Annotated in this window: 22 protein-coding genes; 15 read left to right on the top strand and 7 right to left on the bottom strand. The window is 70.3% G+C overall.

Annotated features, from left to right (window positions below; translation table 11 throughout):
• Window positions 1-11: 11 nt before the first annotated feature.
• Window positions 12-749 carry a Mut7-C RNAse domain-containing protein gene (locus tag OHS33_RS15970; protein WP_330331071.1) on the bottom strand — a complete coding sequence of 246 codons (738 nt, stop codon included), beginning with the start codon at window positions 747-749 and terminating at the stop codon, window positions 12-14.
• Between the two features lie 42 nt (window positions 750-791).
• Window positions 792-1205, bottom strand: a complete 414-nt coding sequence (locus OHS33_RS15965) for a winged helix-turn-helix transcriptional regulator (protein ID WP_330331070.1) — start codon at window positions 1203-1205, stop codon at window positions 792-794.
• Between the two features lie 185 nt (window positions 1206-1390).
• Between OHS33_RS15965 and OHS33_RS15960 the strand changes: the two genes are divergently transcribed.
• On the top strand, window positions 1391-2299 hold the full coding sequence (locus OHS33_RS15960) for an NADP-dependent oxidoreductase (RefSeq protein WP_330335071.1): 909 nt from the start codon (window positions 1391-1393) through the stop codon (window positions 2297-2299).
• Between the two features lie 37 nt (window positions 2300-2336).
• On the opposite strand, the gene OHS33_RS15955 is transcribed toward OHS33_RS15960, so the two are convergent.
• The 3 genes from OHS33_RS15955 to OHS33_RS15945 form a co-directional block, all read right to left on the bottom strand.
• Complete coding sequence (locus OHS33_RS15955) at window positions 2337-2849, bottom strand: GNAT family N-acetyltransferase (protein WP_330331069.1); 513 nt, start codon at window positions 2847-2849, stop codon at window positions 2337-2339.
• A gap of 108 nt (window positions 2850-2957) precedes the next feature.
• Complete coding sequence (locus tag OHS33_RS15950; protein ID WP_330331068.1) at window positions 2958-3437, bottom strand: hypothetical protein; 480 nt, start codon at window positions 3435-3437, stop codon at window positions 2958-2960.
• Between the two features lie 63 nt (window positions 3438-3500).
• Window positions 3501-3938 (bottom strand): hypothetical protein, encoded by a 438-nt coding sequence (locus tag OHS33_RS15945; protein ID WP_330331067.1) that lies wholly within the window; start codon window positions 3936-3938, stop codon window positions 3501-3503.
• A gap of 364 nt (window positions 3939-4302) precedes the next feature.
• On the opposite strand from OHS33_RS15945, the gene hemL reads away from it, so the two are divergent.
• The 7 genes from hemL (at window position 4303) to ccsB (ending at window position 12242) form a co-directional block, all read left to right on the top strand.
• A complete protein-coding gene (hemL, locus tag OHS33_RS15940; protein WP_330331066.1) occupies window positions 4303-5637 on the top strand; it encodes a glutamate-1-semialdehyde 2,1-aminomutase in 1335 nt (444 codons plus the stop codon).
• The gene (locus tag OHS33_RS15935; protein ID WP_330331065.1) at window positions 5634-6314 is read left to right on the top strand and encodes a histidine phosphatase family protein; all 681 of its coding nucleotides are present in this window, start codon (window positions 5634-5636) and stop codon (window positions 6312-6314) included. Before hemL ends, OHS33_RS15935 begins: the two co-directional genes overlap by 4 nt.
• 207 nt (window positions 6315-6521) lie before the next feature.
• Window positions 6522-7805: a hypothetical protein gene (locus OHS33_RS15930; protein ID WP_330331064.1), complete on the top strand. Its 1284-nt coding sequence runs from the start codon at window positions 6522-6524 to the stop codon at window positions 7803-7805.
• A 121-nt stretch (window positions 7806-7926) separates the two neighbouring features.
• Window positions 7927-8571, top strand: coding sequence for a TlpA family protein disulfide reductase (locus OHS33_RS15925; RefSeq protein WP_330331063.1), 645 nt, complete (start codon window positions 7927-7929; stop codon window positions 8569-8571).
• Window positions 8568-9314: a cytochrome c biogenesis CcdA family protein gene (locus OHS33_RS15920; RefSeq protein WP_283460092.1), complete on the top strand. Its 747-nt coding sequence runs from the start codon at window positions 8568-8570 to the stop codon at window positions 9312-9314. Before OHS33_RS15925 ends, OHS33_RS15920 begins: the two co-directional genes overlap by 4 nt.
• A 13-nt stretch (window positions 9315-9327) precedes the next feature.
• On the top strand, window positions 9328-11157 hold the full coding sequence (gene resB, locus OHS33_RS15915) for a cytochrome c biogenesis protein ResB (RefSeq protein WP_330331062.1): 1830 nt from the start codon (window positions 9328-9330) through the stop codon (window positions 11155-11157).
• A gap of 2 nt (window positions 11158-11159) precedes the next feature.
• Window positions 11160-12242 carry a c-type cytochrome biogenesis protein CcsB gene (gene ccsB / locus OHS33_RS15910; RefSeq protein ID WP_330335070.1) on the top strand — a complete coding sequence of 361 codons (1083 nt, stop codon included), beginning with the start codon at window positions 11160-11162 and terminating at the stop codon, window positions 12240-12242.
• Window positions 12243-12295: 53 nt separating this feature from the next.
• On the opposite strand, the gene OHS33_RS15905 is transcribed toward ccsB, so the two are convergent.
• On the bottom strand, window positions 12296-12637 hold the full coding sequence (locus OHS33_RS15905; protein ID WP_330331061.1) for a PLD nuclease N-terminal domain-containing protein: 342 nt from the start codon (window positions 12635-12637) through the stop codon (window positions 12296-12298).
• Between the two features lie 86 nt (window positions 12638-12723).
• On the opposite strand from OHS33_RS15905, the gene OHS33_RS15900 reads away from it, so the two are divergent.
• Genes OHS33_RS15900 through OHS33_RS15885 form a run of 4 tightly spaced genes read left to right on the top strand, consistent with a single transcriptional unit; the run spans window position 12724 to window position 16288 of the window.
• A complete protein-coding gene (locus tag OHS33_RS15900; RefSeq protein ID WP_330331060.1) occupies window positions 12724-14181 on the top strand; it encodes a menaquinone biosynthesis decarboxylase in 1458 nt (485 codons plus the stop codon).
• Window positions 14178-14651 (top strand): hypothetical protein, encoded by a 474-nt coding sequence (locus OHS33_RS15895; RefSeq protein ID WP_330331059.1) that lies wholly within the window; start codon window positions 14178-14180, stop codon window positions 14649-14651. The genes OHS33_RS15900 and OHS33_RS15895 overlap by 4 nt, the downstream gene beginning before the upstream one ends.
• Window positions 14648-15571, top strand: a complete 924-nt coding sequence (gene mqnP, locus OHS33_RS15890) for a menaquinone biosynthesis prenyltransferase MqnP (protein WP_443065307.1) — start codon at window positions 14648-14650, stop codon at window positions 15569-15571. The genes OHS33_RS15895 and mqnP overlap by 4 nt, the downstream gene beginning before the upstream one ends.
• A gap of 21 nt (window positions 15572-15592) precedes the next feature.
• Window positions 15593-16288: a UbiX family flavin prenyltransferase gene (locus OHS33_RS15885; protein WP_330331058.1), complete on the top strand. Its 696-nt coding sequence runs from the start codon at window positions 15593-15595 to the stop codon at window positions 16286-16288.
• A gap of 16 nt (window positions 16289-16304) precedes the next feature.
• On the opposite strand, the gene OHS33_RS15880 is transcribed toward OHS33_RS15885, so the two are convergent.
• A complete protein-coding gene (locus OHS33_RS15880) occupies window positions 16305-16439 on the bottom strand; it encodes a hypothetical protein (protein WP_330335351.1) in 135 nt (44 codons plus the stop codon).
• Window positions 16440-16569: 130 nt separating this feature from the next.
• Between OHS33_RS15880 and OHS33_RS15875 the strand changes: the two genes are divergently transcribed.
• From OHS33_RS15875 to OHS33_RS15865, 3 genes are all read left to right on the top strand, one after another.
• On the top strand, window positions 16570-17025 hold the full coding sequence (locus tag OHS33_RS15875; protein ID WP_330331057.1) for an Lrp/AsnC family transcriptional regulator: 456 nt from the start codon (window positions 16570-16572) through the stop codon (window positions 17023-17025).
• A gap of 73 nt (window positions 17026-17098) precedes the next feature.
• Window positions 17099-18262 carry an aminofutalosine synthase MqnE gene (mqnE, locus tag OHS33_RS15870; protein WP_330331056.1) on the top strand — a complete coding sequence of 388 codons (1164 nt, stop codon included), beginning with the start codon at window positions 17099-17101 and terminating at the stop codon, window positions 18260-18262.
• Between the two features lie 98 nt (window positions 18263-18360).
• Window positions 18361-18903, top strand: a complete 543-nt coding sequence (locus OHS33_RS15865) for a GNAT family N-acetyltransferase (protein ID WP_330331055.1) — start codon at window positions 18361-18363, stop codon at window positions 18901-18903.
• Window positions 18904-18923: the final 20 nt, after the last annotated feature.

Genomic DNA, 18923 nt, shown 5'->3' with positions numbered 1-18923 from the left:
CCCGGCGTGCCCTACGCGGTGACGCTGCCGCCGAATTCGGCCAGCGCCTCGCTGACGATCACTTCGAGACGGGCGTGGTGCGCGCCCCGCCAGTAGACGCGCGCGCAGTCGGTGCACTGGGCGAACACGTCGTAGGAGCGCTGTGTGCCGCCTTCCAGGAGATCGCCCACGCTGTCCTTGTCGGCCGCGCGCAGCGTGCCGTTGCAGGCGGTGCAGCGGGTCCAGGGCGTCAGGTGCGGTGCGAACCGGCCCAGGATGTCGCGCAGTTGCTCGTCAGGGCTGTCGCTGTAGACGTAGGCGCCCGCCCAGATCTCGCGGCGCCGCAGCAGGCCGCGGTCGCGGGTGAGCAGGACGCGCCGCTCGGCGGCGGAGCGGGTGGCGAGTGCGGGGTCGCCGATGTCCTCGTTCTCGTAGGCCGCGTCGATGCCGAGCAGGCGCATCCGGCGGGCGAGCGTGCCGAGGTGGACGTCGAGGAGGAAGCGGAGCGGGGCCCCGGGCACCTGCTGGGGGCGGGTGACCCCGAACACCTCGACGGACTCGCCGCCTTGGGGCACGTGGGAGACGGGTACCTCGAGGCCGTCCACGAGCAGCCGGCCGACCTCGGTGAGCGGGACGCCGGTCGATTCGACGACGTGGCCGAGGCTGGAGGTGCCGTCGATGGTGGTGGGCACGCGCTCGGCGCGCCGGCTGGGCGAGGTGAAGACGCGCAGCTCGGGGGCGAGGGTGAGGTTGATGTCCGGTCCGTTCACAAGTCTCAGCATGCCAGCTCGGGGTGGGGCGGCGAAGGACAATTAGGCGTCGGTGGCGGCTTCCTGGTCATAGGCGTCGCGGTGGGCGCTGACCTGGTCGAAGTGTTCCTCGGCCCAGTGCTTCACGGAGGACAGGAGGCCGCCGAGGCTGTGGCCGAGGGGGGTGAGGCGGTAGTCGACGCGGACGGGGACGGAGGCGGTGACGGTGCGGGTGACGAGGCCGTCGCGTTCAAGGGCACGCAGGGTCTGGGTGAGCATCTTCTGGCTGACCCCGGGGATGCGGCGGCCGAGGTCGCTGTAGCGCATGGACTCGGTCTGGCCGAGGGCGCTGAGGATGAGGCCGACCCATTTGTCGCTGATGCGGGCCAGGAGCTGGCTGGTCGGGCACTCCTTGAGGAAGGCGTCGTAGGCGTGGCGGGCCTCTTGGCGACGGGTCTCGGCAGTGCGGGTGGCCATGGCGGGCTCACTTTCGGGTCCGGTACGCACCTTGGAGTGCGTACTTACGAAACGAAAGTACCTCTCCTTAAGTTAGTGCGCATCGGAACGAACGAAATCGAGCGCAAGGGAAGAGACCCATGAGCGAGAACCAGGTCGGCGAGACCCAGGCCGGTGAGACCCAGGTCGGCGAGAACCAGCGGCAGATCAGCGCGTCGGTCGTCACCTCCTTCGGGGGGCCCGAGCAGGTCGTGACGGCCCGGGTGCCGCTGCCGGTCCCGGCGGCCGGTCAGGTACGGGTCCGGGTGCGGACGGCGGGGCTCAACCCGGTGGACGGGCTGGTCCGGGCGGGGGTCTTCGGGGGCGGGGGTGAGCGGCTCGGCTTCGGCTGGGACGTGGCCGGGGAGATCGACGCGGTCGGCGCCGGGGTCACCGGCTGGAGCACCGGTCAGCGGGTCGTCGGACTGCACTACGGCGCGGTCAAGGGGCTCGGGACGCATGCGGAGTACGTCGTCCTGGACGCGGGGGCCGTCGCCGCTGCCCCGGAGTCCGTGGACGCGACGGCCGCCGCGGTGCTGCCGCTCAGCGGGCTGACCGCGGCCCGGGCGCTGGGACAGCTGGGGCTGGCGGCCGGGGACTCGGTGCTGATCACCGGCGCCGCCGGGGTGATCGGCGGGCTCGCGGTCCAGCTCGCGGTGCGCGCCGGGCTGGCCGTGACCGCGCTGGCGGCCCCGGCGGACGAGGAGTTGGTCCGGTCGCTGGGCGCCACCGGGTTCGTGGCCCGGGGCACGTCGGGGGCGGATGCGGGCGTGCGGGTGGACGGGGTGCTGGACGCGGCGGTCCTGGGGGAGGCCGCGCTGGACTTCGTACGCGACGGCGGTGTCTACGGCGGGCTGCGGCCGGGCGGGGCTCCCGCGCCGGTCCGCGGGATCCGGGTCGTCGAGCAGGAGGTCGCCGCGGACGGGGCGCACCTGGCGGAACTGGTGTCCCTGGTCGACGCGGGCGCGCTGACCCTGCGGGTGGCGGGGACGTACGCCCTGGAGGACGCGGCCGAGGCGCACGCCCGCCTCGCGGAGGGCGGCGCCCGGGGCCGGCTGGTCCTGACGGTGGCCTGAGCCGGGGCCCGTCAGAAGGGCCCTGTCAGGCAGGCCCTCAGGAGGGCAGGGTGTAGCGCCAGTCGTGGCTCGGGTGGAAGACGCCGGGCGGGTATTCGAAGTTGACGTCACCGAGCGACTCGAAGCCCGCCCGTCGGCACACGGAGTTGGAGGCGGGGTGGTCGGTGCCGGGGAAGGCGTGCACGAGGCGGCGCGAGCCGTGCTCCGCGACGTAGGCGAGCATTTCGGTGACCGCCGCCACCGCGAGGCCGCGGCCCTGGTGCTCGGGGAAGATCGCCCAGCCGGCCTCGTAGACCTCTTCGTCCCGCCATTCGCGGGTCCAGAAGCCCACGGAGCCGACGGTTTCGCCCGTCTCCGCCAGGCTCACCCGGAACATCCGCCCGGCGGCGGGCTCCCGGTCGCTCAGGGCGAGGTACCGGCGCTGGCGGTCGGCCAGCTTCTCCTCGGACTCGGGTCCCCCCAAGTACTTCGTCATCTCGGGCTCGTTGGCCCGCAGCAGCAACCCGAAGTCCTCCTGGGACCAGGGAGTCAGACGCAGCGATATTTCCATGTTCAGGAGGGTACGAGGAACTCCTCCCCGCTGTCCGGGACTCGGCCCCAAGTCACGGCCGGAACCGGTCAGCCGGGCAGCCGGTGACGGACGATGTCCCGCACGTCCTCAAGCCACTTCCGCAGCCGCACGCCCCGGGGCGGGAGGACGCCAAGCCCCAGCGTCGCCGCCGACTTCTGGAGAAGCCGATCCGACTCGTTGAGGAGCAGGAATTCCGTTCCATTCCCACGCGGTTTGCGGCGGCGACGGGGAAGGAGCCGTCGGCGCCGCGAGGAACTGCCGCAGATGCCCGCCGATCACGGCAAGACACTGCTCCACCGTCCTGCCCTGGGGAGGATGGATGTGAGGTAGGAGGTCGACGTCATCAGCCATCTCGCCGTTGAACAATCCGGTCGCCAGAAGGTCGTCGATTTCTGCTGCCGCCTCGGCTGCGCGAGCGGGGTGAATCGCGGCTTCCCTCAGGTAGGCACTGAGCGCGACGCCGGAGCGGTCCTCTGTGTCATCAAAGGTATAGCCGGATACTTCATGGGAGCGCAGGAGCTGACGCAGCTCACGAAAACGATCGTTCGACGGTGTCACCGGGTTCAAGCCTGCTTCTTGACATGGGCAGGGGCGGGCAGCCTCCACGGTGAGGCGCCCGGGGGTGAACGGTCAGGGCCAGACCAGGCAGTACGGCTGGTGGCCGGCTTCGTGGAGGCGGTGGGAGAAGTCCTGCCACTCGTGCAGGAGCTGGTAGACGTTGAACGCGTCGCGCGGGCCGCCGCGGTCGGGGACCGTGGACCAGATGAAGGCCGCCGCGCCGACGGACTCCTCGCCGATGCCGCGCAGCGGGTCGACCACCGTCATGGGGAGCTTGACCACCGCGTAGTCGGGGTGCAGGACCACCAGTTCCAGCGGCGGGACCTTGTGCAGGGGTATGCCCTCGATGCCGGTGAGGACCATCGCCGCCACCGTCTCCGGCTTGATCTTGGTGAACAGGCCGCCCATGCCGAGTTCGTCGCCGCCGAGCTCTTCGGGCCGCATCGAGATCGGGACGCGCGCCGCCGTCGCACCGTCCGGGGCGCCGAAGTACTTGTAGGTCACTCCCATGCCGCGACCACCGCCAGCCGCGGGGACCGCGCTCGTGGGGGCCGGTGTGCCGTCCACCGCGTCCGCGCCCCGGCGGCGGTGCTTGCCGCGGCGCCGGGCATCACGGGAAACGTCTCGGGAAACGTCACGGGAAGCATCGCGGGCGGCATCACGGGAAGCGTCGCGGGCCTCGCGCGCACGCTCGGGCCCCAGGCCGTCCGTACCCTCGCCCGGTCCGCCACCGCGTTGCATATCTCCACCCGACTGGTCTTGCCTGCCCCGGCCCCGTGACCCCCGCCACGCGGCCTGATCATCATGGCAGTGACCTCCCCCGCGGCGGCGCGGTGAAACGCCCGTCCGCAAGTCTGTCGCGGCCTCTGAGACCATGGCTGGTGTGAGCTACCCGTATCCGTATGAAGCCCCAGTCTCGCAGAACCTGTTTGACCGCGCGTCCCTCGTGACCCCCGGCGGCGTGAACTCTCCGGTGCGTGCATTCCGCGCCGTGGGGGGAACGCCCCGGTTCATGGTGTCCGGTACCGGTCCGTACCTCACCGATGCCGATGGCCGCGAGTACGTCGACCTGGTCTGCTCGTGGGGGCCGATGATCCTCGGCCATTCCCACCCCGCCGTGATCGAGGCCGTGCAGGCCGCGGTCTCCCGCGGCACGTCCTTCGGCACCCCCGGCGAGGGCGAGGTCGCGCTCGCCGAGGAGATCGTCGCGCGGATCGAGCCCGTCGAGCAGGTGCGCCTGGTGTCCTCCGGTACGGAGGCCACCATGTCCGCGATCCGGCTGGCCCGCGGCTTCACCGGCCGGGCCAAGATCGTGAAGTTCGCGGGCTGCTACCACGGCCACGTGGACGCGCTCCTCGCCGCCGCCGGTTCGGGCCTCGCGACCTTCGCGCTGCCCGACACCCCCGGTGTGACGGGCGCGCAGGCCGGCGACACGATCGTCCTCCCCTACAACGACCTCGAAGCGGTCCGTGCCGCCTTCGCCGCGCACCCCGGTGAGATCGCCTGTGTGATCACCGAGGCCGCGCCCGGCAACATGGGCGTGGTGACCCCTGGCGAGGGGTTCAACCAGGGCCTGGCCGACCTGTGCCGCGCGAACGGCGCGCTGTACATCTCCGACGAGGTGATGACGGGCTTCCGCACCTCCCGCGCCGGCTGGTTCGGCGTGGACGGGGTCACGCCCGACCTGATGACCTTCGGCAAGGTCATGGGCGGCGGCTTCCCGGCCGCGGCCTTCGGCGGCCGCGCCGACGTCATGGGGCACCTGGCCCCCGTCGGCCCCGTCTACCAGGCGGGCACCCTCTCCGGTAACCCGATCGCGACGGCCGCCGGTCTCGCGCAGCTGCGGCTGCTCGACGAGGCGGCGTACGCGAAGGTCGACGCCGTGTCGGCCGAGATCCAGGGCCTGGTGACGGACGCGCTCCGCAAGGAGGGCGTGGCGCACCGGCTGCAGACCGCGTCCAACATGTTCTCCGTCTTCTTCACCGAGGACGAGGTCAGGAACTACGACGACGCCAAGAAGCAGGAGAGCTTCCGCTTCACCGGCTTCTTCCACTCGATGCTGGCGCAGGGCGTCTACCTGCCGCCCTCGTCCTTCGAGTCCTGGTTCGTCTCCACCGCCCACGACGAGCGGGCGATCGAGCGCATCGCCGCGGCACTGCCCGCCGCCGCCCGCGCCGCCGCCGAGGCCACCCCGGAGGCCGCCGCATGAGCAGCAGCGACATCACCGTCGTCCACCTGATGCGCCACGGTGAGGTGCACAACCCGGACGGGGTCCTCTACGGGCGCCGCCCCGGCTACCACCTGTCCGAGCTGGGCCGGCAGATGGCCGAGCGGGTCGCCGAGCACCTGGAGAACCGCGACATCACGCATGTCGTGTCCTCCCCGCTGGAGCGCGCGCAGGAGACGGCGGCGCCGATCGCCAAGGCGCACAGCCTGGACCTGGCGACCGACGACCGGCTGATCGAGGCGGCCAACGTCTTCGAGGGCAAGACCTTCGGCGTCGGCGACGGCGCGCTGCGCAAGCCCGCCAACTGGAAGCACCTGACGAACCCGTTCCAGCCGTCCTGGGGCGAGCCGTACGTCGAGCAGGTGGTCCGGATGATGGGCGCGCTGGACGCGGCGCGCGACGCGGCCCGCGGTCACGAGGCGGTGTGCGTGAGCCACCAGCTGCCGATCTGGATCGTGCGCAGCTTCGCCGAGAAGCGCAGGCTGTGGCACGACCCGCGGCGCCGGCAGTGCACGCTGGCTTCGCTCACGTCGTTCACGTACCAGGGCGACAAGATCGTGTCGGTGGGCTACAGCGAGCCGGCCCGGGACCTGGTCCCGGCGCATCTGCTCGCGGGCGCGAAGCCGGTGAAGGGCGCGTCGAAGGCGTTCGGCGCCTGATCTGATCCGGTCCCCGGGCGGCGCCTGATCCGGTCTCCGGGCGACACCTGACGATGCCTCGGCGACCGGCCGTTCGATCGTCAAGATTCGCCATGACTTGACCTAATTTCATACAAGTCGCCGCGCGGGTACCGCGCCACCGACCACCCTGCGCATGGAATGTCCGTTTATACGACATTCCAGCGCGGGGTGAGCGAGGTGGGCGACATGCGTGAAGTCAGCCGAAGGGGCGCGCTCAGTCTGGGGCTTGGGGCCGGACTCGGCGCCGTGGCCGCGATGGGCATCGCGGGATGCGGCGGCGGTTCCGGGTCCGGTTCCGGTTCAGGGCCCGGTTCCGGTTCCGGTGACGCCCGGATGGGGACGGGATCCGGCAAGGCCGGGCCCGCCCCGAGCGGCGGCGCCGCGCACCCGGTCCGGCGCATCGGTGACGGTTCCACCGCCGACACCGGACCGCAGCCGAACCAGCCCGCGAAGCCGGTGCCCCTCCAGCCCGGGGAGACCCCGCCCCAGTTCGTCGTCTTCAGCTGGGACGGCGCGGGCGAGATCGGCAACGGCCTCTTCCCGCGCTTCCTCAAGCTCGCCAAGGACCACCACGCGGGCATGACCTTCTTCCTCTCCGGGATCTACCTGCTCCCCGAGTCGAAGCGGGACCTCTACCGGCCGCCGAACAACCCGGTGGGCGCCTCGGACATCGGCTACCTCAAGGACGAGAACGTCCGCAACACGCTGAAGTGCGTGCGCCAGGCGTGGCTCGACGGTCACGAGATCGGCACCCACTTCAACGGGCACTTCTGCGGCGGATCCGGTTCGGTCGGCAACTGGACCCCGCAGGACTGGCAGAGCGAGATCGACCAGGCCGTGTCCTTCGTCACCAACTGGCGCACCAACACCGGCTTCACCGACCTCGAACCGCTGCCCTTCGACTACGCGAAGGAGCTGGTCGGCGCCCGTACGCCGTGTCTGCTCGGCCAGGACCAGCTGCTGCCCACCGCCGAGAAGCTCGGCTGGCGCTACGACGCCAGCTCGCCCGGCGGCCTGCAGCAGTGGCCGGAGAAGAAGGGGAGCGTGTGGGACCTGCCGCTGCAGTCCATGCCCTTCCCCGGGCACTCCTTCGAGGTGCTGTCGATGGACTACAACATCCTCGCCAACCAGTCGAAGAACACCACCCGCGGCGTTCCCTCCAACTACCCGGGCTGGCGCAGCCAGGCCGCGGCCGCCTACCAGGGCGGCTTCCGGCGGGCCTACGAGACCAACCGCGCCCCGCTCTTCATCGGCAACCACTTCGAGGACTGGAACGGCGGGATCTACATGGACGCCGTCGAGGAAGCGCTCAAGTCCATGGCGGACAAAAGCGACGTACGCCTCGTATCGTTCCGGCAGTTCACCGACTGGCTGGACGTCCAGGACCCCAAGGTGCTGGCCAAGCTGCGCGGACTGGCGCCCGGTCAGCCGCCCACCGGTGGCTGGAAGGGCTTCCTCACCACGGCCTGACCGGCGCCTGACCAGCGCCTGACCAGCGGCTGACCGGTTGTCGGCCGGTCGTCGGCCGGTTGTCGGACGGGCGGCCGGGGGGCGCGCAAGATCCACAATTCGCCCATGCGAAACTTTTCACATGAGCCTTAGCCGCGCGCGTGTCCGTCGTAGTCGCCGCCGCTCGACCAGCGGTCGCGCCGTCCTGCTGACCGCGGTGGCCGTCGCGGGCGCCCTCACCCTCACCGCCTGCGGAGATTCGGCCGGCGGCAGTAAGTCCGCCGGTTCCGGGGGCGGCAACTACGTGACGGGCCCGGGCGGCATCTCCACCGTCGCCAAGGGCAAGCGCGACGACGCCCCCAAGCTCGACGGCGAGACGGTCGACGGCAAGACGCTCGACACGACCACCCTCAAGGGCAAGGTCGTCGTCCTCAACGTGTGGGGCTCCTGGTGCCCGCCGTGCCGCGCCGAGGCCCCCTATTTCGCCAAGGTCTCCAAGGAGCTGGCCGACGCGGGCAAGGACATCGCCTTCGTCGGGATCAACACCCGCGACAACAGCAAGCAGAACGCGGTCTCCTTCGAGGAGAACTTCGGGATCACCTACCCGAGCCTCTACGACCCCGACGGAAAGCTGATGCTCCGCTTCCCCAAGGGCACGCTCAACGCGCAGTCGATCCCCTCCACGATCGTCCTCGACAAGGAGGGCAAGATCGCCGCCCGCACCCTGGTCGCGGTCAACGAGGAGCAGTTGCGCAAGATGATCGACCCGCTCCTCGCGGAGAAGTGACCGGCGTGAACGAGACCGTACTCGGCGGAGCCCTGCTGCTCGCCCTGCCCATCGCCGTACTCGCCGGGCTCGTCTCCTTCTTCTCCCCGTGCGTGCTGCCGCTCGTCCCCGGCTACCTCTCCTACGTCACCGGCGTCACCGGCGCCGACATGGCGGAGGCCCGGCGCGGGCGGATGCTGGCCGGCGCGAGCCTGTTCATCCTCGGCTTCACCGCCGTCTTCGTCTCCACCGGCGCGCTCTTCGGCTACTTCGGCGATGTCCTCCAGGACAACCGGGCCGTGATCTCGCGGGTGCTGGGCGGTGTGGTCATCCTCATGGGGCTGTTCTTCATGGGGCTGATCCCGGGCCTGACGATGCGGGAGTTCCGCTTCCACAAGAAGCCCACCGGCGGCCTGATCGGCGCCCCCGTCCTCGGTGTCCTCTTCGGCATCGGCTGGACGCCCTGCATGGGCCCGACCCTCGCCGCCGTGAACACGCTCTCCCTGAACGAGGCGAGCGCCGGGCGCGGCGCACTGCTGACCACGGCGTACTGTCTGGGCCTCGGCCTGCCCTTCATCCTCGCCGCGATCGCCTTCCGCAAGGCGCTCGGCGCGTTCGGCTGGGTGAAGAAGCACTATGCGTGGGTGATGCGCATCGGCGGCGGCATGCTGATCCTGACCGGTCTGCTGCTCGTCACAGGTTGGTGGGACACCATCGTCAGCGACATGCAGAGCTGGACACAGGGCTTCACGGTGGGGATCTGAGGACTAAAAGCACATGAGTACGAGCGACAAGGCGCCCACCGTGGCGTCGGACCCCGAGGCCTCCGCGGCCGCCACCGCAGCGGCCGCCACCGAGGCCGCAGCGGCCGCCACCGACGCCGCCGCCGCGGCCCAGCTGTCCACCGCCCCGCTGGAGGACCCGCCGGCCGGCGGCCCCGCCGTCGGCATCGGCGTGCTCGGCTGGATCCGCTGGTTCTGGCGGCAGCTCACCTCCATGCGGGTGGCGCTGATCCTGCTCTTCCTGCTGTCCCTCGGCTCGATCCCCGGCTCGCTGATCCCGCAGAACCGGGTCGACCCGATGAAGGTGTCGATCTGGAAGGGCAAGCACGAGTTCTGGGTGCCGGTCGCCGAGAAGCTCCAGCTCTTCGACGTCTACAGCTCGGTGTGGTTCTCCGCGATCTACATCCTGCTCTTCGTGTCGCTGATCGGCTGCATCGTCCCGCGCACCTGGCAGTTCGTCGGCCAGCTCCGCGGCCGCCCGCCGGGTGCCCCCCGGCGCCTGGACCGGCTGCCCGCCTACACGACCTGGCGCACCGGGGCGGCTCCGGACGAGGTGCTCTCGTACGCGAAGGAGGTGCTCGGCGGGCGCCGCTTCCGTACCGACGCGGACCCCTCGGGGAGTGCGGTCGCCGCCGAGAAGGGCTATCTGCGCGAGGCCGGGAACCTGATGTTCCACCTCGCGCTGATCGTGATGCTGGTGGCCTTCGCCACCGGCCAGCTGCTCAAGTCCGAGGGCGGCAAGCTCGTCCTGCGCGGCAAGGGCTTCTCGAACACGCTCACCCAGTACGACGACTTCAAGTCCGGCAGCCTCTTCAGCTCGGACGACCTGCCGCCCTTCAGCTTCACCCTGGACCAGTTCGACGCGGAGTACGAGAAGACCGGCCCGCAGAAGGGCACCCCGCGCGAGTTCAAGGCGTACGTCACCTACAGCAAGGGCGCGCACGGCACCCCGACGAAGACCGAGATCGAGGTCAACAAGCCGCTCGACGTCGAGGGCTCCAAGGTCTACCTGCTGGGCCACGGCTACGCGCCCGTCATCTCGGTGACCGACCCCTCCGGCAAGGTGGTCTTCAAGGACGCCGTGCCGATGCTGCCGCAGGACGCGAACCTGACCTCCGCCGGAGCCGTCAAGGTCACCGACGGCTACCAGGACAAGAACGGCAAGAAGGAGCAGCTGGGCTTCAACGCCCGGTTCGTGCCGACCTTCGCGGGCAAGGGCAAGGGCACCATGCTCTCCCAGTTCCCCGCCCCCGACTTCCCGGTCCTGGCGCTCAACGCCTGGCACGGCAGCCTGGGCGTGGACTCGGGGCTGCCGCAGAACGTGTACCAGCTGGACACCGCCAAGCTGCAGCAGTTCAAGAAGGAGAACGGCGAACCGTTCGCCGAGCTGATGATCCCCGGCGACACGATGACGCTCCCGGACGGCGCGGGCACCGTGAAGTTCGAGGGCATCGAGCGCTGGGCCACCTTCCAGATCTCCCAGGAGCCCGGCACCGGCTACGCGCTGGCGGGCGCGATCGCGGCCATCCTGGGCCTCGCCGCCTCGCTGTTCATCCAGCGCCGCCGGGTCTGGGTCCGGGCGGTGACCGGCGCGGACGGCGTGACCGTCGTCGAGATGGCGGGACTCGGCCGCAGCGAGTCCGCCAAGCTCCCCGAGGAACTCGCGGACCTGGCCGCCCGGCTGAACGAGCGGGCGCCGACCGCGCCCGAGCCCGATCCCGAGCCCGATCCCGAGCCCGAGTCCGAGTCCGAGTCCGCGCCCGAGTCCGCCCCTGCACCCGGCAACAACCCTGTCGAAGCAACCGTTGAAGGAGAACGCGGATGACGCTGCTCGCAGCAGCCGCGACCAACACGAGCCTGGCCCACGCCAGCAACGTGCTGATCTATTCGTCGATGGCGGTCTACACCCTCGCCTTCTTCGCCCACATCGCCGAATGGGTCTTCGGCAGCCGCAGCAAGGTGGCCCGTACGGCCAACGCGCTGACGGCGGGCGCGGGCGCCGCCAAGGCCCCCGCCGTCCAGGTCCGCACCAAGGCGGGGGGCACCGCGGTGCTCGACAAGCCGCAGGTCGTCACCCGCTCCGCCACCGGCACCCGGGACGTGCCGGACGGTCCGGGCGCGGCGGGCGGCACGGTCCAGGGCGACCTGTACGGCCGGATCGCGATCTCGCTGACCTTCCTCGGCTTCCTGCTCGCGGCGGGCGGCGTGGTCAGCCGCGCCCTGTCGGTGCAGCGGGCGCCCTGGGGCAACATGTACGAGTTCTCGATCACCTTCTCCACGGTGGCCGCCGGCGCGTACCTGCTGCTGCTGGTGCTGGGCAAGAACGTCCGCTGGCTGGGCCTGCTCCTGGTCACTACCGTCCTGCTGGACCTGGGCGTGGCCACGACCTGGCTCTACACCGACAGCGCGGCGCTGGTCCCGGCCCTGCACTCGTACTGGCTGTGGATCCACGTCTCCACCGCGATCATCTGCGGCGCGGTCTTCTACATCGGCGCGGCCGGTACGGTCCTCTACCTGTTCCGCGACGGCTACGAGAGCCAGCTCGCCCAGGGCGCCAAGCCGGGCACCTTCCGCGCCTCGGTGCTGGAGCGGCTGCCCTCGGCGGCCTCGCTCGACAAGTTCTCGTACCGGATCAACGCGGCGGTCTTCCCGCTGTGGACCTTCACGATCATCGCGGGCGCGATCTGGGCGAACGACGCCTGGGGCCGGTACTGGGGCTGGGACCCCAAGGAGGTCTGGTCCTTCATCACCTGGGTCGCCTACGCCTGCTACCTGCACGCGCGCGCCACGGCCGGCTGGAAGGGCCGCAAGGCCGCCTACCTGGCGCTCTTCGCCTTCGCGTGCTGGATCTGGAACTACTACGGCGTGAACATCCTGCTCAACGGCAAGCACTCGTACGGCGGGGTGTGAGCGACGGGGTGTGAGCGACACCCCCGCCGAGCCGCACACCGGCTGAAGGACGGCTACCCCTTGTTGTCGGGGTCGCCGTCCTTCTTGCGGTCCCGGTCCTTGTCCTTGTCCCTGTCCGTCTCGTCCCGCAGGGACTTCAGGAACTCGGGGTTGTCGTCCGGCGCGACCCACTGCGCGCGCCGCGCGCGGCCGCCGCCGCCGAAACCACCGGCCTCGACGCGCTTCTTCCCGGCGAACAGCCACACGACGGGGCCGACGATCGAGAACAGCAGGATGATGATCACCCACACCACCTTCGGGAGGTGCTTGACCTCTTCCTCGGGCGTGTTCAGGCAGTCGATGAAGGCGTAGATGGTCAGCGCGATGATCAGCAGGAACGGCAGATAGCGCAGCACGTGAGAGCCAGACCCCCAAGACGGTGGCGGGGCCGCTCGGGCCCCGGTGACTCTCCCAGGGTAGTCCGTGGCCGATACTGGGTCGCATGGCTTACGACGATCTCCGCTCGCTGCTCCGGGCTCTGGAGCGGGAGGGCGACCTCAAGCGCATCAAGGCCGAAGTGGACCCGTACCTGGAGGTCGGGGAGATCGTCGACAGAGTGAACAAGGCGGGCGGGCCCGCGCTGCTCTTCGAGAACGTCAAGGGCTCGGCGATGCCGCTGGCCATGAACGTCTTCGGCACCGACCGCCGCCTGCTCAAGGCGCTGGGCCTGAAGTCCTACGCCGAGATCAGCGACAAGATCGGCGGCCTGCTCAAGCCCGAGCTGCCGCAGGGTTTCATCGGCGTCCGCGAGGCCTTCGGCAAGCTCGGCTCGATGGTGCACGTGCCGCCGAAGAAGGTGAAGGGCGAGTCCGCGCCCGTCCAGGAGGTCGTCCTCACCGGGGACGACGTGGACCTGGACCAACTGCCGGCCCTCTTCACCTGGCCCAAGGACGGCGGCTCCTTCTTCAACCTGGGGCTGACCCACACCAAGCACCCCGAGACCGGCGTGCGCAACCTGGGTCTCTACCGCCTCCAGCGCCACGACAAGCGCACCATCGGCATGCACTGGCAGATCCACAAGGACAGCCGCAACCACTACGCCGTCGCCGCCAAGAAGGGCGAGCGGCTGCCGGTCGCGATCGCCTTCGGCTGCCCCCCGGCCGTGACGTACGCGTCCACCGCGCCGCTGCCGGGCGACATCGACGAGTACCTCTTCGCCGGGTTCGTCGCGGGCAAGCGGATCGAGATGGTGGACTGCAAGACCGTCCCGCTCCAGGTCCCGGCCAATGCCGAGGTCGTCATCGAGGGCTGGCTGGAGCCGGGGGAGATGCTCCCCGAGGGCCCCTTCGGCGACCACACCGGTTTCTACACCCCGCAGGAGCCCTTCCCGGCCCTGACGATCGACTGCGTGACGATGCGCAAGCGTCCGCTGATCCAGTCGATCGTGGTCGGCCGCCCGCCGACCGAGGACGGGCCGCTGGGCCGCGCGACGGAGCGTTTCTTCCTGCCGCTGCTCAAGATCATCGTCCCGGACATCGTGGACTACCACCTGCCGGAGTCGGGCGGCTTCCACAACTGCGCGATCGTCTCGATCGACAAGAAGTACCCCAAGCACGCGCAGAAGGTCATGCACGCGATCTGGGGCGCGCACATGATGTCGCTGACCAAGCTGATCATCGTGGTGGACGCCGACTGCGATGTGCACGACCTGCACGAGGTGTCCTGGCGGGCGCTGGGCAACACGGACTACGCGCGCGACCTCACCATCGTCGAAGGCCCGGTGGACCACCTGGACCACGCCTCCTACCAGCAGTTCTGGGGCGGCAAGGCGGGCATCGACGCCACCAAGAAACTCCCCGAAGAGGGCTACACGCGGGACGGCGGCTGGCCCGACATGGTCGAGTCCGACCCCGCGACCGCCGCCCTCGTCGACCGCCGCTGGAAGGAGTACGGCCTGTGAGCCAGACCGCTGGGGGCCCCGCCCTCTTCATCGGTGACGACACGGCGTACGTCGCCCTCGTGCGCCCCGAACTGGACCCGGCCGACCCGGACATCCGCGAGGCCGCCGCCGCGGCGGGCGTCACCCCGGAGGAGTTCGTGGGCCCGGGCACCATCTGGGCCCTGATGAGCGAGGACGCGAACGGCGAGGGCGACGGCTTCGAGCTGCCCGGCCTGCGCGACATCGAGGCCGACGACTTCGCCGGGCAGCTGGCCGCCGGGCTGGCGGGCAGCGAGGCCTTCACCCTGGAGGCCGGTTCGGTGCTGCGCCTGGACGCCCGTCCCGCCGACGGCGACAGCTGGGCGGTGAGCGCCGAGGTCACCCCGCCCGAGGGCCACGACGGCCAGGGGCCGCAGTCGCTGGACCTGGGGCGGCTGGTCTCGGCCGCGCTCCTGAGCGACCTCGAAGAGTTCCGGAGAAGCCTCGCATGATGACCACCGCCGACGAAGTGGTCGGACCCGGCCCCGCGCCGCGGCCCACCGGCAAGGTGAAGGCGTTCCTGCGGCTGGTGATGATCGAGCACTCGGTCTTCGCGCTGCCCTTCGCCTACATCGCCGCGCTCACCGCGATGTTCCAGCTGGACCGTGAGGTGCACTGGGTCAAGCTGCTGCTGGTCACCATCGCCATGGTGGGCCTGCGCACCTTCGCGATGGCCGCGAACCGGATCATCGACCGCGAGATCGACGCCCGCAACCCGCGCACCGCGGGCCGCGAGCTGGTGACCGGCGCGGTCTCCGTACGCTCCGCCTGGACCGGTGCGGGCATCGCGCTCGCCGTGTTCCTCGGGGCGGCGGCGCTGCTGAACCCGCTGTGCCTGGCGCTGGCGCCCATCGCGGTGATCCCGATGGTGGTGTACCCGTACGGCAAGCGGTTCACGAACTTCCCGCACGCCATCCTGGGGCTCGCCCAGGCGATGGGTCCGGTCGGGGCCTGGCTCGCGGTCACCGGTGAGTGGTCCTGGGACGCGGTGATCCTCGGGCTCGCGGTCGGCGTGTGGATCGGCGGCTTCGACCTGATCTTCGGCTGCCAGGACGTGGCGGCCGACCGCGCCGAGGGCGTCAAGTCCGTCCCGGCCCGCTTCGGTGTCCCGGCGGCGCTTTGGGGGTCGCGAGTCTGTCATGTCGTGACCACCGGGCTGCTGGTCTGGTACGCGCTGGCGACCGGCGCGGGGGCCTTCTTCTGGACCGGGCTGATCGTCGTGGTGGCCGCCTTCGGCTACGAGCACACGATCGTGACCCCCAAGGACCTGTCCCGGCTGAACCGGGCCTTCTTCACCGTCAACGGCTTCATCGGGATCGCGCTCTTCGTGTGCGCGCTGGGCGACCTGATGGTGCGGGGGCTGGTGCTCTAAGTCCCGGATAGGCTCGGACGCATGAGTGACGGCAAGCGCACCCCCTGGGTGGTCGGGGTTTCGGGGGCGTCCGGTACGCCGTACGCGGCGTCCGTGCTGCGGGGGCTGCTCGCGGCGGGGGAGAGCGTGGACCTGGTGGTCAGCCGGTCCGCGCGGCTCACGCTGCTGGACGAGACCGGGATCGCCTTCCGGGACGCGCACTGGCGCGCGGACCTGGAGCAGTGGCTGGAGCGGGGGGCCGACGGGAAACCGGGCACCTTCACCGGCCTCGATCTGGACCCGGTGCGGTACTGGAACGCCGGGGACCTGGCGGCCGGGCCGTCATCGGGCTCGTACCCGGTCAAGGGGATGCTCATCGTGCCCGCGTCCACGGCGTGCGTGGCGGGGGTGGCGCTGGGGCTGTCGAAGGACCTGCTCCAGCGGGTGGCGAGCGTCACGCTCAAGGAGCGGCGCCGGCTGGTGGTCGTGGTGCGGGAGACCCCGCTGAGCGGTCAGACGCTCAAGGCACTGGTGACGCTGGACGAGGCGGGCGCAGTGGTGCTGCCCGCCTCTCCGGCGTTCTACGCGGGTGCGACGCACATCCAGGATCTGGCTGACTTCGTCGCGGGGCGGGTGCTGGACGCGGCAGGGGTGCCGCACCGGCTGTACCGCCGTTGGGACGGGGAGCTGGGCGCGGCCCGTGCTCCCGGTCCCGGTGTGGGTGTTGGCGAGGACTAGCCCGGGGGAACCGGGACTAGCGCTTCTTGGCGCCGAACGCCTTGCGGGCCTTGTCGACACGCTGGGCTGCGGCGGGCTGGTGGGCACGGGATCGGTTGGCCAGCTCCTGGAGCTGTCGCATCTGCGCGTAGGCCATCTCGATCGTGTACACGGTGAACCACTCCTGAAGATCGTCAGATCATCGTTGATCTGTTGAAAGATTCACAGGGTGTTGACCCTGTGTGCCTTAGATTCTATACGTAAACTTGCGGGATCGCCGAATAATGGAAGGCTCCAGGTATATGGACACCGTGGACAGGCAGCTCATCCAGGCCCTCCGGGAGAACGGCCGTGCCTCCTACGCGGAGCTGGGCCGGCTCGTGGGCCTCTCCGGCCCCAGCGTCACCGACCGGATCAACCGGCTGGAAACGGCCGGTGTGATCACCGGCTACCGCGCGACCGTGGACGCGGCCTCGCTCGGCCTCGGCGTCACCGCGCTGATCGGCATCTCCCTCTCCGACGCCGCGGACCACGAGGACGTGGCCCGGCGGCTGCGCGACCTCGCGGAGATCGAGGACTGCTGGTTCATCGCGGGCGACGACTCCTTCATGCTCAAGGTGCGCGCGAACGACGTGGACGGCCTGGAGAAGATCATCCGCAGGCTGTCCGGCACCAAGGGTGTCTCCCGGACCCGCACCACCATCGTGCTCTCCACCAAGTGGGAGAACCGGGTCGGGGAACTGCCGGAAGAGCACTGAGAGTACGGTGGGTCGGGGTCACGACAGACATAGCAGGACAGACAGCAGGACAGACACAGGAGGCGACCGGCAGATGGACGCTGGGCTCAAGCGCGAGCTGGAGGAGAAGGTCCGCTCCGGCGAGCGGCTGACGCGTGAGGACGGCATCGCCCTCTACGAGTCGGACGATCTGGCCTGGCTCGGTGGCCTCGCCCACGAGGTGCGGACCCGCAAGAACGGTGACGTGGTCCACTTCAACGTCAACCGTCACCTCAACATGACGAACGTCTGCACCGCCTCCTGCGCCTACTGCTCGTTCCAGCGCAAGCCGGGCGAGAAGGACGCGTACACGATGCGCATCGAGGAAGCCGTTCGCCTGGCCAAGACCATGGAGAACGAGAACCTCACCGAGCTGCACATCGTCAACGGCCTGCACCCCAACCTGCCGTGGCGGTACTACCCGCGCTCGCTGAGCGAGCTGAAGAAGGCGCTGCCGAACGTCTCGCTGAAGGCGTTCACGGCGACGGAGATCCACCACTTCGAGACGATCTCCGGTCTCACGGCGTCCGAGATCCTGGACGAGCTGATCGAGGCCGGCCTGGAGTCGCTCACCGGCGGCGGCGCGGAGATCTTCGACTGGGAGGTCCGTCAGCACATCGTCGACCACCGCACCCACTGGGAAGACTGGTCGCGCATCCACCGCCTCGCGCACGAGAAGGGTCTCAAGACCCCGTGCACGATGCTGTACGGGCACATCGAGGAGCCGCGCCACCGCGTGGACCACGTGCTCCGGCTGCGCGAGCTGCAGGACGAGACCGGCGGCTTCCAGGTCTTCATCCCGCTGCGCTACCAGCACGACTTCGTGGACATGAAGGACGGCAAGGTCCGCAACAAGCTCCAGGCGCGGACGACGATGGCGACCGGCGCCGAGGCGCTGAAGACCTTCGCGGTCTCGCGGCTGCTCTTCGACAACGTCCCGCACGTCAAGGTCTTCTGGGTGATGCACGGCGTGCAGACCGCCCAGCTGGCGCTCCAGCACGGCGCGGACGACATGGACGGTTCGGTCGTCGAGTACAAGATCACGCACGACGCGGACAACTACGGCACGCCGAACAAGCTGGGCCGTGACGACCTGCTGGAGCTGATCCGGGACGCGGGCTTCCGCCCGGTCGAGCGCAACACCCGCTACGAGATCATCCGGGAGTACCCGGGGCCGGACGCGGGGCTGCGCGACGAGCCGCAGGCGATGCGGCTCTGATTCCGGCTCCTTTGTGCTGACGGGAGGCCCTGGTCCACTTGTGGACCGGGGCCTTCCGGTCGTTGCCGAAGGGTGCGGGTAATGGCTAGCCTTCGCATATGACCATTACGGCCCCCGCCTTGCTCACCTTCACCGCCGACCCGGTCGTCGACCCCGCCCTGCACGCGGAGATCCTCGACCTGTGGGTCGAGGTGTCCAACGCCGGCGGCGCCGTGGGCTTCGTACCGCCCGTCACCCACGAGGTCGTGCGCCCCGAGCTGCTCAGGCACCTCGTCGCGATGACGGAGGGCCGCACCCGGCTGGTCGTCGGGCGGGACCGGGACGGCCGGGTCGCGGCGACGGCGTTCCTCGCGCTCAACTCGCACGCGCTGATGCGGCACTGGCTCTGGGTGTACACGGTGATGGTCGCGCCCGGCCTCCAGGGCCGGGGCGCCGGACGCGCGCTGATGGCGGCCGTCGCCGACGCGGCCCGCGGCATCGAGGGGATCGACGCGATCCGGCTCGGCTGCCGCGGCGGGCTCGGCCTGGAGCGCTTCTACGTCTCCTGCGGATACCGCGAGGTGGGCCGCGTACCCGGCGCGATCCGCGTCGCCCCGGGCGACGACCGCGATGACGTGACCATGCTGCTGAATCTGCGCTGAGGGCCCCGGCGGGCGAGGCG

It is taken from the genome of Streptomyces sp. NBC_00536 (assembly GCF_036346295.1).
In the GTDB taxonomy this organism is placed as follows: domain Bacteria; phylum Actinomycetota; class Actinomycetes; order Streptomycetales; family Streptomycetaceae; genus Streptomyces.
Note: the sequence above shows the minus strand (reverse complement) of the source record. Positions and strands in the feature narration are given on the sequence as shown.

Bases quoted from the DNA above. Each gene is read 5' to 3' on its own strand.
- OHS33_RS15875 (WP_330331057.1), top strand. From the start codon at position 16,570: ATGGACACCGTGGACAGGCAGCTCATCCAGGCCCTCCGGGAGAACGGC.
- OHS33_RS15945 (WP_330331067.1), bottom strand. From the start codon at position 3,938: ATGGGAGTGACCTACAAGTACTTCGGCGCCCCGGACGGTGCGACGGCG.
- OHS33_RS15865 (WP_330331055.1), top strand. From the start codon at position 18,361: ATGACCATTACGGCCCCCGCCTTGCTCACCTTCACCGCCGACCCGGTC.
- OHS33_RS15965 (WP_330331070.1), bottom strand. From the start codon at position 1,205: ATGGCCACCCGCACTGCCGAGACCCGTCGCCAAGAGGCCCGCCACGCC.
- mqnP (WP_443065307.1), top strand. From the start codon at position 14,648: ATGATGACCACCGCCGACGAAGTGGTCGGACCCGGCCCCGCGCCGCGG.
- resB (WP_330331062.1), top strand. From the start codon at position 9,328: ATGAGTACGAGCGACAAGGCGCCCACCGTGGCGTCGGACCCCGAGGCC.
- OHS33_RS15885 (WP_330331058.1), top strand. From the start codon at position 15,593: ATGAGTGACGGCAAGCGCACCCCCTGGGTGGTCGGGGTTTCGGGGGCG.
- OHS33_RS15935 (WP_330331065.1), top strand. From the start codon at position 5,634: ATGAGCAGCAGCGACATCACCGTCGTCCACCTGATGCGCCACGGTGAG.
- OHS33_RS15925 (WP_330331063.1), top strand. From the start codon at position 7,927: ATGAGCCTTAGCCGCGCGCGTGTCCGTCGTAGTCGCCGCCGCTCGACC.
- hemL (WP_330331066.1), top strand. From the start codon at position 4,303: ATGGCTGGTGTGAGCTACCCGTATCCGTATGAAGCCCCAGTCTCGCAG.
- mqnE (WP_330331056.1), top strand. From the start codon at position 17,099: ATGGACGCTGGGCTCAAGCGCGAGCTGGAGGAGAAGGTCCGCTCCGGC.
- OHS33_RS15955 (WP_330331069.1), bottom strand. From the start codon at position 2,849: ATGGAAATATCGCTGCGTCTGACTCCCTGGTCCCAGGAGGACTTCGGG.
- OHS33_RS15930 (WP_330331064.1), top strand. From the start codon at position 6,522: ATGCGTGAAGTCAGCCGAAGGGGCGCGCTCAGTCTGGGGCTTGGGGCC.
- OHS33_RS15900 (WP_330331060.1), top strand. From the start codon at position 12,724: ATGGCTTACGACGATCTCCGCTCGCTGCTCCGGGCTCTGGAGCGGGAG.